The following is a 15,162-nucleotide window of genomic DNA, read 5'->3' as shown; positions in this document are numbered from 1 at the left end:
TTTAATTGCTGTCAAACTTTTTTTGACATATCAAAATTAACGATTACAAGGCCGAAACAGGCCATTTCCTAAACATGCTGCTTATATTTGCAGCTTTTTGCAGAAACCTACTGATTTAAATATGTGGAATAAATTAGCAACTTACATAATCCGCTACCGGCTTTGGTGGGTTGCATTCGTATTAGTCTCTACGGTATTTATGGCCTATGAGGCAAGCAAGATTGAGCTTTCTTACCAGTTTGCCCGTATTCTTCCTTCCGATGACCCTGTTGAAAAAGAGTATCAGGATTTCCGTAAACTCTTTGGTGAAGACGGAAGTGTCATGGTAATTGGCTGGCAGGATCCCGGGCTTTTTCAGGCAGATAAATTCCAGGACTGGTGCAAACTGTCGCAGGAGATCAAAAATACGGAAGGTATCAAAAACGTATTATCACTGGCGAATCTGCAAAAAATTGTTAGAAATGACAGTCTTCAACGCTTCGATTTCGTTCCGATCATTCGGGATATTCCAACAACACAAACAGAAGTAGACAGCTTAAAAAAAGAAATACTGAACCTGCCATTTTACGAAGGGCTGGTATTGAATTCCAAAACAAACGCGACACTTATTGTCATCACTTTCAACGACAAATCACTTAATTCCAAACGCCGACTTTCGATCGTAACGGATATTGAGGCGATGGCAGAAAAGTTTGCTGTAAAATATAAAACAGATCTTCATTATTCTGGTATGCCATATATCAGGACGGTAAACATGAAAAAGATCTCCGGTGAAATGGAGCTTTTTATGGGATTGGCGGTTCTGGTAACCTTGTTTATACTATGGGCCTTTTTCAGATCTTTCCGACTTACATTACTTTCGATTGTTGTCGTATTGATTGGAGTGATTTTTTCAGTCGGGTTATTGCAGTTATTTGGATATAAAATTACCGCACTTACTGGCTTGATCCCGCCATTACTTATCGTCATAGGCGTTCCGAACTGTGTATTTTTTATCAATAAATATCAGGGAGAATTAAAAGCAAACCGGGACAAAAATGACTCGATTTTGGAAATGGTGCGGCAAATCGGTTTATCAACCTTTTTAGCCAACATAACCACCGCCATTGGTTTTGGGGTATTTTATTTTACAAACAGCTCCCTTTTGGTTGAATTCGGAATTGTGGCGGCGATCAGCGTGATGATCACGTATGTGCTTTGTCTGCTTTTATTGCCGATTACCCTGTATTACATGGACACGCCAAAAGCTCGACATCTGAAACATCTGGATGGAAAATGGGCATTTGGATTCCTGTCAAAAATAAATTACCTGGTACATAACCGTCGCAGGGAAATTTACATTGCAATGGTCGTTATGATTATCGTTTCTGCTTATGGAATGACGAAAATCAAGGCGATCGGCTATGTTGTAGATGATTTGCCCAAAAATGATCCGGTTTATACAGATCTTAGGTTTTTAGAGAAAAATTTCCACGGTGTGTTGCCTTTTGAGGTGATGATTAATACCAAGGAAAAAAATGGTGTTTTTGAAGATCAGGCGATTGCTTTGTATAAAATAAAAGCGCTTCAAAATGAACTAGGAAAATATAAAGAGTTTTCAAAGCCAGTTTCGGTTGTTGAGGCTTCCAAGTTTTTATATCAAGCCTATCGTGGCGGCGACGCAAAATATTATGCTTTACCCGGTGTACTCGAATTATCTAAACTGACAAATTTTGTTCAGGGCCAGGAGACGGGTGCTTCCAAACAAATTAATACTTTTCTGAACGATGACAAGAGTGTCACGCGGGTTAGTTTTCAAATGGCCGATGTGGGTTCAGAACGCATCAAGGTTTTGATGAATCAGATTCGTCCGAAAGTAGATTCCATTTTTAGTCCTGAAAAATACAAAGTGAGCATGACGGGGCACAGCCTTGTGTTTCTGAAGAGCAATGATTATCTGTTAGGCAATTTATATGAAAGTTTATTGATCGCCATCGCGCTGATTGCGATTGTTGGTATGGTACTTTTCAGATCGATCCCGATTATTCTTTTATCGAAATTACCGTGCCTTATCCCGCTTGCTTTAACGGCAGGAATCATGGGATATTTCGGGATTTATTTCAAGCCAACAACGATTCTGATATTTAGTATCACGTTCGGTATCGCTTCGGACGGCACTGTTTATTTTCTGACCAGATATCGTCAGGAGATTTATGATAAGGGTCTGAATGCTTCACAGGCGGTTACGAATTCTATTTTTGGTACAGGGCTTAGTATGATCTATACGGCGGTGATTCTTTTCTGCGGATTCTCAATTTTCTCTGCTTCGAGTTTTGGTGGTACGGCAGCCATGGGCGTAATGGTTTCGATTACTTTACTGGTTGCAATGTGTACAAACTTAATTTTGCTGCCTGCATTGCTTCTGACTATTTCAAAATGGCAGAAAAAAGGTGAGAAACCATCCTGATTTTTGATAGCTTTACCGTAAACAAAAACACTCCTGTAACTAACAAATGAAAAAAACTTTATTTTCCCTTGCCTTGCTGGCGTTGGGTTCGACAGGTATGACCTATGCCCAGACGGATTACCAGGCCGATTCCGTTTTCATCCGCCAGATTTTCAATTCGGCTTTAAGTGACGGTCGTTCCTACGAGTGGCTTCGTGATCTTACTCAGAAAGTTGGGCCAAGATTAAGTGGTTCTGAGGGAGCTGCGAAAGCCGTCGAGTATACGAGGGACGCAATCGTCAATGCCAAGTTTGACAATGTTTTTCTCCAAAATGTGATGGTTCCTCACTGGGTACGCGGAGCAAAAGAAAAGGCATATATTATTTCAGGAAAACAAAAAATCAACGTGCCGATTGCGGCACTTGGCGGCTCGGTGGCAACACCAAAAGGCGGAACAAAAGCGAAGGTTATTGAAGTAAAAAACTTTCAGGAGCTGCGTGCGCTGGGAACAGAAAAAGTAAAGGGAAAGATTGTGTTTTTCAATCGTCCCATGGATCCGACCAAAATTAATACTTTCGAGGCTTATAGCGGTGCTGTCGACCAACGCGGTGCCGGAGCCAGCGAAGCAGCAAAACTGGGTGCAATTGGCGCGATCGTTCGCTCCATGACTACCCGACTTGATGATACTCCTCACACGGGCAGTATGCGTTATGCAAGTGGAGCTCCTATTATTCCGGCAGCTGCCATCAGCACCAACGGCGCTGAACTTTTAAGTAAGCTTATTAAGGAAAATGCTGATACAGAAATATTTTTCGAACAATTCTCAGAAACACTTCCAGACGCTCCTTCGCACAATGTGATCGGTGAATTAAAAGGATCTCAAAATCCGGCCCAGTATATTGTAGTTGGCGGGCATCTTGATTCCTGGGATTTCGCACAAGGCGCACATGACGATGGTTCCGGTTGCGTTCAATCGATAGAGGCTGTTCGTTTGCTGAAAGATCTGGGATATAAGCCTAAAAATACCTTGCGCGCAGTGATGTTTATGAATGAAGAAAATGGTTTAAGAGGCGGCGTGGCATACGCTGATTCTGCAAAATCAAAAAAGGAAAAACATATTGCAGCCATTGAATCTGACCGTGGCGGGTTTACTCCACTTGGTTTCGGTGTTGTAGGAACGCCTGCTCAAAAGGCCAAAATTGCATCCTGGAGTAAATTGTTCGCAGCCTATGGAATTCATGAACTTGGGCCAGGCGGCGGTGGCGCGGATATTGGCCCCCTTGCCCAGCAAGGAACAGTTTTGCTGGGTCTGATCCCGGATTCTCAGCGCTATTTTGACTATCATCATGCGTCAAACGATACCTTCGACACGATCAGCAAACGCGAGCTTGAACTTGGCGGAGCGGCTATGGCTGCGATGATGTATCTGATAGATAAATATGGCGTGGAGTAGAAATAATTAAAATCTAAATAACACAAGAGGCCGAAACAAAATTTTGTTCCGGCCTCTTGTGTTATAAACTTAAATCTTTAATTCTGCTTTTCTTTGATTTTATCAAACGAAACGTCCATCCAGTCTTCCGGGATTTCATCCAGGTCTTCTTTCAGTTTTTGCGCCCAGAGTTCCGAAACTTTCTCCATATCTTTTTTCTCGTAACGATGTTCAACAATCGCGAAACTGTCTTTTTTGTAAAGCACCACATCGATTGGGAATTCAACGTCGTTATTACTTACCCGGGTCGAGTCGAAGGATAAAAATCCAGCTTTCAAAGCCTGTTTCATCGTCGAATCATCTTCCAGAACACGGTTTAAAATAGCCTTCCCCTGCCCTGAATTCCCGATGATCACATAAGGAGAACCCTCATCCAATTCGACCCAGTTACCTTCAGAATAAAGCAGGAACAATTTATGCTCGGCATCATCTTTTAATTGACCGCCAACAATCGTATTCAGGTTAAATTTAAGTCCGGCTCTTTCCAGGGCCTCTTTATCTTCAACGGCAACCCGCTTGACCTGCTCTCCAAAGGCATTCACTGCCTTATAAAGCTTATTATAAACAACACCTTCGTCGATCAATTCCTCAAAATAATGTACCGCCTTATCCCTTACAGAACGTAGCCCGCTTGTCATGATAAAAAGTGAATAATTATCTTTCTGAGCAATATACATTTTCTTTTTTGTGGTCGTATTGGTACCCGCCGTAATACGTGTGTCCGCGATGGCAACCAATCCTTCTTTTACTTTAATACCTAAGCAATAAGTCATAATACTGTGTCAACTTTAAGTAATGGAAGGATTTGTCATTAAATGAATCCCTCCCATTCCGCAATAAATCAATTCTCAACAAAAATAACAAATCCAAAAGTCTGCTTTGAGTTTTATCTTGTAATTTATACGACCGTCCCGATTTGGGTTTGCGCCCGCATTTTGTACATTTATGGGAGTATCGGCTGCAATCGGCATTTGGCTTTCAAAAAACACACGTTAAAAAACATCATCTCAAATGTCCAACAAAGAATTAATTACCCATTTCTACACCAGTTTTCAGCAAAAAGACTACCAAAGTATGCAAGACTGTTATGCAGACCAGGCAGTCTTTAATGACGAGGCATTCAAAAATTTGAATAGTGATGAGGTAAAAGCGATGTGGGAAATGCTTTGTAAGACGGGTAAAGAGCTTAAACTCACTTTTGGTAACATATCCGAAACAGCCAGCGGGGCAACTGCGGAATGGACAGCCTCTTATCTGTTTTCCCGAACTGGAAAAACTGTTGTCAATAATATCCACGCCATTTTTCTCATTGAAAATGGCAAAATTATCAAACACACCGACACTTTTGATTTTTATATATGGGCAAAACAAGCCTTCGGACTAACCGGGCTTTTGATTGGGTGGACACCTTTTTTCAAAAACAAAGTACAGACTACTGCCCGTGAAAGTCTGGCTAAATTTATGACAAAAGAATAATTTCAATTTTTAATAACAATATCTGTACTATTCCCAATCTATACGAAAAGAAAAATGAAAAAAGCAATTTTACTATCTTCCCTGTTATTCATAGGAGCTCTTTCTGCGCATGCACAAACTTTTAGAGGGCTCGATAAAAGTCCTGCCGACATTGCTTATTATCCAGATAATTTTGCTCACGATCGCAAGGGAGATGAAAAAGCATTGGTCAAAGTGACATATAGCCGTCCCGCCAAAAACAACCGTGAAGTGATCGGTAAACTCGTGCCATTTGGAAAAGTCTGGCGTATGGGTGCCGACGAAGCTCCGGAAATCAAATTTTACCAGGATGCAACTTTTGGAGGAACAAAAGTGAAGGCGGGTGTTTATTCCCTGTTCGCTATTCCGGGAGAAACAGAATGGACGATCATTTTGAATAAGGACCTTGACTTTTGGGGTGCCTATAAATACAAAGAAGAAAACGATGTGCTGCGGGTAAAAGCGCCAGCGAAAAAATCAGATACGACAATTGAAAACTTTTCGCTGCAATTTGCAAAAGAGGCAGCAGGTGCCGTGATGAATTTTGGATGGGAAAACACCATTGTAAGTGTCCCGATCACGTTTTGATAAAAACAAAAATGGGTGAGTTGCAGTTGATCCGCTGCTCACCCATACATTTAAAGCTGATTTTACTGCATCGAAGGCTTCATTTCCCACACATTCAAATCCTTGAACGTCGTGGCAACTTCTGTTGAAAATAATTCATAAGTTACCTTTTCAGATACCGGGAAAACAAGATCCGTTAAAACCTGTTTACCGCTGTTTGCAAAAACCTCGACACTGTTATTGTCAACCAGGATTCTGATGGCAATATCGCCGCCGTCGTCTGGCAAAGGAACGGATTCGATACTTGGAAACTTCGCACTAAAACTCACATTCCCACTTTTTGTTCTGTCAATTTTCAGCGTGTTGTCAATTTTGTTGTAATAAACCAGCGTTTCATAATTACCATGTTTCAGCAGTTTTATCCCCGCCTGTTCCGCCGAGCTTCTTTTGATAATAAATTCAATATCGAGAGCATTTCCGGACACTGAGTTTAACAATTTACTGCCCGTTACCGCAACTGAACTTTGTTTCGCCAAGAGGTTGCCACGATAATTGTTCACTTCTCTGATCGGGAATGATTTGATCCGGTACTCCCCTTTTTCATCTTTGTAAAGTGTCAGTTCGCGTGGGGCCGCCATCTGTCCCCGGAAACCTTTTGACGGAGTTGTTGCTGCATACTCCCAGCTATTTTCCCAGCCAATCATTATTTTACGAGTGTCACTTTCAGGAAGATTATTGAAAATGATCCCGGCATAAAAATCTTTTCCGTTGTCAAGATAAAGCGGATATGGCAAAGGATCTGCTGTAAAAGTTTTTCCATCAAAATTTCCGATGACATATTGCATACCCAGATTTCCGTTTTGCTGAGGATGGCCGCCCGATAACGTAATGACCCACTTGCTCACCCCAGCTTCATTTTCTACCGGAAGCTCAAAAATATCAGGACACTCCCAAATCTTGCTTTTATCCCCGAGTTTATCTCCAAATTCACTCAACAATGTCCAGCTTTTCAGGTCAGGCGAACTGTAAAATTGCAAACGAAAGTCTAGCGGTAAAGCAACGATCATGATCCATTGCTGCGATTCTTCCCTCCAAAAAACCTTTGGGTCGCGAAAATCCGTCGTTTTTAAATTAATCAGAGGATTATGGTCGTAACGTGTAAATTGTTTTCCATCGAGGCTATACGCCATACTCTGACTTTGTGAAATACCTGTTCCGGCACTATCAATATGCGCCGTGTATATGGCAACCAGAGGAATTTCGCCATCCGTTTTGCTTAATCCGGATGTATTATTTTTGTCAACAACTGCTGTTCCGCTGAAAAACATAGTACTCGTTCCGTCGCCATTCTGATAATCCTGCAAAGCGATCGGTTCGTGCTCCCACTTCATCATATCCGTGCTTGTCGCGTGGCCCCATGACATATGCCCCCAGGTATCTCCCTCAGGATTGTATTGATAGAAAATATGATACTTGTCTCCATAATAAACCAATCCGTTGGGATCATTGGTCCAGTTTTGCGGAGGTGTGAAATGATATATCGGCCTGTAAGTCAGATCGCTTGTAGAATCAACAGATTGTGCATGTGCTTCGGTGAAATTCACAATTTGACAAAAAGCAGACGCCAGTGTGATCGTCAATATCGATTTTAATATGGTCATAATTACCGTTCTGTTAAGCAGGGTCTTAATTTGTCTGTTAGTTAATCATTTTTCGATTAATTCTAAAAGTATTAAATAACAGTGCCGGGCATTTTATTTCATTTGTAACTGGAAAGTCTTGTTTCATTATTAGTTTAATAATTATTGACCCTACAAAAAAGACCGAGAAATTATATCTGACAACGGTACTTATCTTACTCATAACCAAATCATTAATCCAAATTACTTCAAACTAAAAATGGCTTATCAATCTAAATAGTGAAAATTCAGGTATATAGTTAAAAGAATCAGGTTGCGAAATGCGACGATACGAAACATATATATTATGAAACTTCATCTTGTTTTCCTCATTTTAATAAGCTCGTGTTTTGCGTGCATGAAGGATGATGAAAAGGCTATTAACACCAACCCGGAGACGAAAAATGGCTTGACTTATCTCGCACTCGGCGATTCTTACACAATCGGTCAAAGCGTAACCGAAGCAGAAAGATTGCCGGTACTTTTTGCTAAAAGCATGAGCGCCAGCGGCTTAAAAGTTGCCGAACCTGAAATCATCGCGAAAACAGGCTGGACAACCGCTAATCTTCTGAGTAATGTCAATTCCCTGAATGCTGAAAATCCCTACGATCTTGTATCGTTATTGATTGGCGTAAACAACCAGTACCAAGGCCTTGGTTTGGAGCAATACCGCTTGGAATTCGTCAAATTATTACAGAAAAGTATTAGCCTTGCGGGAGGAAGGGCCAATCGCGTTTTTGTCATGTCCATCCCCGATTGGGGCAGCACGCCGGCAGGTTCCGGTGCCAGAGATATAATTGCCAAAGAAATTGACCAATATAACGAAGTTGCAAAGGAGGAATGTGCAAAAGAGAAAATTGTTTTTATCGATATTACGCCCAGCTCCAAAAGAGCATTAACAGACCTTTCCCTCGTTGCGACTGACGGCCTACATTACTCTGGAAAAATGCATCAGATCTGGGCGGACCAGGCAATCCCGGCGGTTAAAATGTTATTTTGAAAATTTTTTAATAAGAATTTTCGGACGCCAGATGTTTTTCTAAGATTACTTTTATGTAAAGTATTCAGAAATTTGGCGCGTAAATCAGGGAAGACTTTAACTTTGGGATATATAATGAATCCAGAGAAATAGCGAAACAGTATGGAAGGTGCATTTTTATTAGAAGTAAGCCGGAGGATCAAGGAGAAAAGAATTGAAAAGAAACTCACATTGCAGGAACTGGCTGATAAATCCAGCGTCAGCAAAGGACTTATTTCGCAGATAGAAAATGGCAGAAGCATACCTTCCTTACCTGTAATGTTTAGCATAATTCAGTCTCTGGAAATGGATGTTGGTGATTTTTTCAAAGATCTGAACCTGATGGAGCCAACAATTATCCTGCAAAAAAAGGAAAACTATGAAGCCTTCGAGAAAGAAAACACAAAAGGCTTCAACTATCAGCGCATCTTTACCAAAAGCCTTCAGGCTACAACGATAGATTTTGTTTTACTGGAATTATTGCCAAATTCTCACCGCGAGGAAGTATATACCGAAGCTTTTGAATTCAAATACATTTTAAGCGGTCAGGTTGACTATCTGATCAATGGCGATATTTACAGCCTAAGCGCCGGAGATTCTTTGTTCTTCGACGGGCGACTTGCACACGTACCAAAAAATAAACATCAGGAAAGCTGCCATATGCTTATTGTATATTTCTTTCTTCAAAAATAAGTGGTTTTTGAAATAATCGGACGCTTATCAGTGTCGGATGAAAGTGAGCTGATGGGCAGAGTCCGATCTTATTCCGGAATCATAAATTCAAAAACACCTGGCATTATTTCAACCGACACTTCACTCTTTTTATCAATTTTAAGAAGCTCATCATCTGCATGAACGTCTTTTCCTTCCCAGGATATCTGGATTTTCTTTGCTGTTATCTTCGAAAATGAGTAATTATCTTCCTGACCGCTAATACGGTTTAGAAGGAACTTCTCAAACTTTCTCTGATTGTCTTCTGAGACTAAAACTAATTCAAAGACGCCGTCACCAGGATCTCCGGAACCGGACAGTCCCAGATTCGGACCAATTGAAGTGGTATTCATTATCTCAACGAGGATATATTTTCCCGAATAATCAACATCGTCAGCAATCACTTTGCACTGCCGCGGCTCATAGGCTAACACCACATCGTGCAGTACCTCACGTGCCGTTTTAATTTTCTCATCCCTGTCGTCACTCAACTCGTCTTCCAGCTTTTGCATCACTTTCATGAGTTTTGGGAAAACACCAAAACCAAATCCTTCCAGAAAAAATACTTCTTCTTTTAGCCCCAAAACTTTTCCAATATCGAATTCTTTCAACTTGAATTTATGCCAGGATCTGACGATGTCCGTAACTTCGCCCGAAATATTCAAGGTAGTTGCCACATTATTTGCCGTTCCATGGGGAAGTAATGCGATCGGAAATTGTTTGTCGAGCACCTTCCTGTTCACAAGCGCTTTCGCCGTCTGCCGAACCGTACCATCGCCACCGGCAACGATAATAAAATCAATTTCATCCTTAAAATTATCCCAGCCGTCCTTTCTGACAGACGAATAAGTAACGTCGAATCCTTCGTTCTCTATTATCTTTGTAAGTTCTTCTTTGGAAAAATCTTTTTCTCCGGCACCTGGATTATGTAATAACTGAGCACGTTTCATAGCTAAAATTTAAGTCAAAACAATCCTAAAAAAAATAGACCAGGCACCATTTTTTTAACCCAAAAAGAAAAAATCTTACGCTTATGAGAATTCTGGTGACAAATGATGACGGGATATATAGCCCGGGAATTGCGGCCCTGGCAAAAATTGCTTCACGGTTTGGTGAAGTGAGGGTAGTCGCGCCTGACGTGGAACAATCCTCTATGGGTCATGCCATTACGGCCTCGCGACCGCTTTCCTATAAAAAATCGCCGATTGCTTTTGATGGTATTGATGCTTATCGGGTAAATGGTACGCCGGCCGACTGCGTTGCCTTGGGACAGCACTTATGGGAAAAAACCGATGTTGTACTATCCGGCATCAACATGGGACCAAACCTGGGGAACGCTATGTGGCATTCAGGGACATTAGCGGCAGCAAAGCAGGCAGTTTTGTTCGGCATGAAAGGTATCGCGCTAAGCACTCCGGTTGGCGACACAGAACCTGACTTTGATCTGCTCGATCCGTTTGTGGAAAAGGCACTCGATATTTTGCTTAAAAATCCTGATCTGAACCTGATTAATGTGAACTTTCCCAAAAACCCAAAAGGCGTGCGCTGGACCAGACAATCGGTGAGGTTATATGATAATAAAATTGTTCCGGCTCTGGATCCTATGGGAAGGAAAAGTTACTGGTTTACAGTCGTTCCGCTTGAAGCCGCTGAGGAAGGGTCAGACCGATGGGCGATTGAAAACGATTTTGTTTCAATAACACCTCTGAGACTCGACCTTACTAACGAAGCTGAACTGGTAAAAGCGCAGTTAAAGTATCCGATATCTTAGTGATCAACCGATAATTTGTCAATTTAATTTGCTACCACACGTAGTAGATTACAGCAAAAAAATACAGAAACCTATCGCGAGGATGATATCCCAGCGATAGGTTTCTGTGTTTTTGAACAAACTTTATATGAATTATGAAAACGTTTGCATAACCAATAAGGGGTAGAAATTAGTTTTGACCGTCTTACTCTGAAAGAAAGATATTATCCCAAACCCCATAATTCCAGTAAATACAGTTATTTCGCGCCATGGACAACACAAAAACCGGTAATTACCGCTGGGTTATTTGCGCCCTGCTTTTCTTCGCAACCACCATTAATTATGTTGACCGTCAAATACTTGGTTATCTTAAACCCACGCTGGAAGTAGAATTTAACTGGACCGAGTCTGACTATGCTAATATTGTCACGATTTTCGCTGCCTGTTATGCATTTGGTTATATTATTTTCGGGAATTTTATTGATAAAATCGGTTCAAAACTTGGTTATTCTGTATCCATAATTATTTGGAGCGTCGCTGCGATTGCACATGCATTTGTGAAAAGTACCTTCGGATTTGGCGCTGCCCGGGCGGTTTTAGGACTTGGCGAAGCGGGAAATTTTCCCGCGGCCGTAAAGGCCGTTGCGGAATGGTTTCCTAAAAAGGAACGCGCGCTGGCCACCGGGATTTTTAATTCAGGAACGAGTATTGGAGCAGTCGCCGCGCCTATTTTGGTACCCTGGCTTTTAGGTGCTTATGGATGGCAGGAAGCGTTTATCATCACAGGTGCATTAGGTTTTATATGGCTGATTTTCTGGTGGTTCCTATACGAAATCCCTTCAAGGCAAAAAAGACTTTCAGCTGCTGAATTCGAATATATTCATAGTGATAACGAGGCTGATACTTCCGCCACCGATAAACCGATCAAGTGGGCGTCGTTATTAAAATTAAAGCAAACATGGGTGTTTATTATTGGAAAATTCCTTACCGATCCTATCTGGTGGTTTTTTCTTTTCTGGCTGCCCTCCTACTTTGCGACGACATTCTCACTTGATCTGAAAAAACCAAGTATCCATTTGGTTGTGGTTTACACTGCAACAACATTTGGTAGTATCGGCGGCGGCTATTTATCATCTTATCTGATTAGAAAAGGATGGGCTCCATTGCGTGCCAGAAAAGTTGCGCTGTTGATCGTTGCTTTTGCAGTTTTACCAATCATGCTTGCTCAGTATGCTACGAATGTTTGGGTGGCTGTCGGGATTATCAGTGTTGCCGCGGCTGCGCATCAGGCGTGGAGCTCAAATATTTTTACAATCGTTTCTGATTTATTCCCGAAACGTGCAGTAAGTTCGGTAGTCGGTATGGGTGGATTTGTTGGTTCAATGGGCTCCACCTTGTTCCCGCTTCTGGTGGGTGCTTTGCTTGACTATTATAAAGCTGCCGGAAATATTGGAGCGGGTTACAACATTCTTTTTATCATTTGCGGATGTACTTATTTCATCGCCTGGACCTGTATTCATTTCCTGACCAAGAAAATGACATCGGTTGAAGAAGCACTGAGGGACCTGTAGTTGAACTATTCTTTAAATAATTTGTACTATTGTTTTCTGGTAAGTTTTTTGTAACATTACATATAGCAAATTAACTGTATAATCTTAAAAATGAAAAAGTTACGTTACCCCTTTTTGCTGATTGTTCTTGCCGGAAGCTTATTCTACTGCAAGTCTAATAAGCAAGGTGGAACAACCATATCGGCAGCTTCCACAACAGAAGTTTCGAATACAGAACCTGAACAAACTGATTTCAGCAAATCTCCGTTTTTAACGGCCGAGCAATCCATGAAAAAAATCAGGATTGAAGATGGATTTGAGGTGAAGCTGGTAGCGTCAGAGCCATTGATAAGTACTCCGGTTGCCTTTTCTTTTGATAACAAAGGCCGGATGTGGGTGATTGAAATGACTGGTTATATGCCCGATACGATAGGTACCGGCGAGGACATTCCTAATGGAAAGATTGTCATTTTAGAAGATAAAAATAAGGACGGCGTCATGGACGACCGTAAAGTTTTTCTTGACTCACTTGTTCTTCCAAGAGCACTATGCCTGATAGAAAACGGTGTTTTGATCGGCGAACCGACCAACCTGTGGTTTTACGAAATAAAAAATGATAAACCAGTTAATAAGACTTTGGTTGACGATAAATATACCGAAGGAGGTAATGTGGAGCATCAGCCAAATGGTTTGCTTCGGGCGATGGATAACTGGATTTACAATGCAAAATCAAGCAAACGCTACCGCCGTAAAGGTGATAAATGGTTGATTGAACAAACGCATTTTCGCGGGCAATGGGGAATTTCTCAGGATAATTATGGTCGTCTGTATTACAACAACAATTCGCAAAACCTGTTGAGTGATTTCTTCATGCCTGGCCTTGGTGCCAACAATAAAAATCAGCGTATTTTGGCAGGTTTTAATGAGAAGTCGGTCGCAAATAATAAGGTTTACCCAATTCGTCCTACTCCTGGCGTGAACAGAGCATACATGAAAGGCGTGATTGATGATAGTCTTCGCCTTGTGGATTTTACCGCAGCATGTAGCCCGCTCGTCTATCGTGGAGATATTTTTGGAAAAGCTTATGAATCAAACGTTTTTGTTGCTGAACCGTCTGCCAATCTTATCAAACGCAACATTCTGAACGATGAAGGGTATGTTGTTAAAGGTGCACAGGCGTATAAAGGGAAAGAGTTTTTGGCAAGTACCGATGAGCGTTTTCGTCCGGTAAGTTTGTATAACGCGCCTGACGGAGCAATGTATATCGTTGACATGTACCGCGGAATCATTCAGCACAAGACTTACCTTACTCCTTATTTAAAAGGACAAATTGGAAAAAGAGACTTGACACAGCCACTTTCTGCCGGCAGGATTTACAAAGTTGTTCCAAAAAATACTAATCCGAAGGCTCCTGCGCTGGCGACGGACGCTGATGGTCTTGTAAAATTATTGAGTAGTAAAAATGGATGGGTTCGTGATTACGCACAAAATGCATTGATTGATGGAAAATTCAAACAGGCAATACCAGCCCTGGAATCCGCTGCGAAACAGACAGAAAATCAATTGCTCGCCATTCATGCTTTATGGACTCTGGAAGGTTTAGGTGCCTTAAAAACAGATGACGTATTGGCTCAGTTAAAACAAACTGCCTGGCCTTTGCGGATGGAAGCACTCGCTGTTTTGCCTTCGTTAATAAATGAGCAGACTGCCAGCAAGTATACCTCCGCATTGAACCAGATGATCGCTCAAAATGATACCTTAGCAGCGCCTTATGTCGCATTTTTGGCAAATTATATAAAACCATATGACAACACAGCTGCGAATAATCTTTTAGTCAGTGTCGCTAAAAAGTATCCTGGAAACAAGTATGTGACGGACGCGGTGATCAGTAATTTGCAGGATACAGAAGATGTTTTCAAAAATGAACTTGCAGCGTCCTTACCTGACTCCAACGTGTTAATAAAAAAGCAGTTGGACAAGATTATTGCTCAGGCAGCTAATACCAAAGCCAACAGAGACCCAAAGGTTTTATTGAAGGATTATCCAAAAGGAGCAGCATTATTTAATACGGTATGCCAAACATGTCACGGTCCGGATGGAAACGGCGTTAAGTCGCTTGGCCCTCCTCTGAACCAGTCTGAGTGGGTTACGGGTGATAAGAATAAACTCATTTCAATTGTCTTATTCGGGTTGACCGGTCCCGTGAAGGTTAATGGCCATATTTACAAAACCCCGGAAGTTAGCGGCGATATGCCCGGAATTGGATATGATAAGGAAATGCCAAGTGAAGACGTAGCTCAGCTACTTAGTTTTATCCGCAAATCCTGGCGAAATAATGGCGATAAAATCAGTACTGAGGAAGTTGCCTCAGCAAGACAGAAATTATCAAGCCGTCAAAAGGCATTTACTGTTGAAGAGTTGAACGGAATGTGATATAAATAATTGAAGAAAAAAGCCTGAGATCGGAATAAAATCC

At 41.5% G+C, this 15,162-nt stretch carries 12 protein-coding genes; 9 read left to right on the top strand and 3 right to left on the bottom strand.

Annotated elements, in window-relative coordinates; translation table 11 throughout:
- The first annotated feature begins 121 nt into the window (after positions 1 to 121).
- Positions 122 to 2,446, top strand: coding sequence for an RND family transporter (locus L0657_RS07680; RefSeq protein ID WP_235149962.1), 2,325 nt, complete (start codon positions 122 to 124; stop codon positions 2,444 to 2,446).
- Positions 2,447 to 2,492: 46 nt separating this feature from the next.
- The gene (locus L0657_RS07675) at positions 2,493 to 3,878 is read left to right on the top strand and encodes a M28 family peptidase (RefSeq protein ID WP_235149957.1); all 1,386 of its coding nucleotides are present in this window, start codon (positions 2,493 to 2,495) and stop codon (positions 3,876 to 3,878) included.
- Positions 3,879 to 3,955: 77 nt separating this feature from the next.
- On the opposite strand, the gene L0657_RS07670 is transcribed toward L0657_RS07675, so the two are convergent.
- Positions 3,956 to 4,690: a peptidase gene (locus L0657_RS07670; protein WP_235149950.1), complete on the bottom strand. Its 735-nt coding sequence runs from the start codon at positions 4,688 to 4,690 to the stop codon at positions 3,956 to 3,958.
- A 238-nt stretch (positions 4,691 to 4,928) separates the two neighbouring features.
- On the opposite strand from L0657_RS07670, the gene L0657_RS07665 reads away from it, so the two are divergent.
- Together L0657_RS07665 and L0657_RS07660 are read left to right on the top strand one after the other, a co-directional pair.
- Entirely contained in the window at positions 4,929 to 5,393 is a 465-nt protein-coding gene (locus L0657_RS07665; protein WP_235149948.1) for a nuclear transport factor 2 family protein, read from the top strand.
- 54 nt (positions 5,394 to 5,447) lie between these two features.
- Complete coding sequence (locus tag L0657_RS07660; RefSeq protein ID WP_235149946.1) at positions 5,448 to 5,999, top strand: DUF2911 domain-containing protein; 552 nt, start codon at positions 5,448 to 5,450, stop codon at positions 5,997 to 5,999.
- 62 nt (positions 6,000 to 6,061) lie between these two features.
- Here L0657_RS07660 and L0657_RS07655 read toward each other — a convergent pair whose 3' ends face one another.
- Positions 6,062 to 7,639 carry a glycoside hydrolase family 32 protein gene (locus L0657_RS07655; RefSeq protein ID WP_235149944.1) on the bottom strand — a complete coding sequence of 526 codons (1,578 nt, stop codon included), beginning with the start codon at positions 7,637 to 7,639 and terminating at the stop codon, positions 6,062 to 6,064.
- 325 nt (positions 7,640 to 7,964) lie between these two features.
- Between L0657_RS07655 and L0657_RS07650 the strand changes: the two genes are divergently transcribed.
- On the top strand, positions 7,965 to 8,657 hold the full coding sequence (locus tag L0657_RS07650) for an SGNH/GDSL hydrolase family protein (RefSeq protein WP_235149942.1): 693 nt from the start codon (positions 7,965 to 7,967) through the stop codon (positions 8,655 to 8,657).
- Positions 8,658 to 8,798: 141 nt separating this feature from the next.
- Positions 8,799 to 9,368: a helix-turn-helix domain-containing protein gene (locus L0657_RS07645; RefSeq protein WP_235149941.1), complete on the top strand. Its 570-nt coding sequence runs from the start codon at positions 8,799 to 8,801 to the stop codon at positions 9,366 to 9,368.
- Between the two features lie 68 nt (positions 9,369 to 9,436).
- Here the strand turns inward: L0657_RS07645 and L0657_RS07640 are convergent, their stop codons facing one another.
- Positions 9,437 to 10,336: a diacylglycerol kinase family protein gene (locus L0657_RS07640; protein WP_235149939.1), complete on the bottom strand. Its 900-nt coding sequence runs from the start codon at positions 10,334 to 10,336 to the stop codon at positions 9,437 to 9,439.
- Positions 10,337 to 10,419: 83 nt separating this feature from the next.
- On the opposite strand from L0657_RS07640, the gene surE reads away from it, so the two are divergent.
- The 3 genes from surE to L0657_RS07625 all read left to right on the top strand — a co-directional run bounded on the left by surE (position 10,420) and on the right by L0657_RS07625 (position 15,119).
- A complete protein-coding gene (surE, locus tag L0657_RS07635; RefSeq protein WP_235149937.1) occupies positions 10,420 to 11,157 on the top strand; it encodes a 5'/3'-nucleotidase SurE in 738 nt (245 codons plus the stop codon).
- Between the two features lie 248 nt (positions 11,158 to 11,405).
- Positions 11,406 to 12,707, top strand: a complete 1,302-nt coding sequence (locus L0657_RS07630) for an MFS transporter (protein WP_235149933.1) — start codon at positions 11,406 to 11,408, stop codon at positions 12,705 to 12,707.
- Between the two features lie 90 nt (positions 12,708 to 12,797).
- A complete protein-coding gene (locus L0657_RS07625) occupies positions 12,798 to 15,119 on the top strand; it encodes a c-type cytochrome (protein ID WP_235149930.1) in 2,322 nt (773 codons plus the stop codon).
- The last annotated feature ends 43 nt before the right edge of the window (positions 15,120 to 15,162 follow it).

The organism is Dyadobacter sp. CY345 (genome assembly GCF_021502725.1).
Taxonomy (GTDB): domain Bacteria; phylum Bacteroidota; class Bacteroidia; order Cytophagales; family Spirosomataceae; genus Dyadobacter.
Note: the sequence above shows the minus strand (reverse complement) of the source record. Positions and strands in the feature narration are given on the sequence as shown.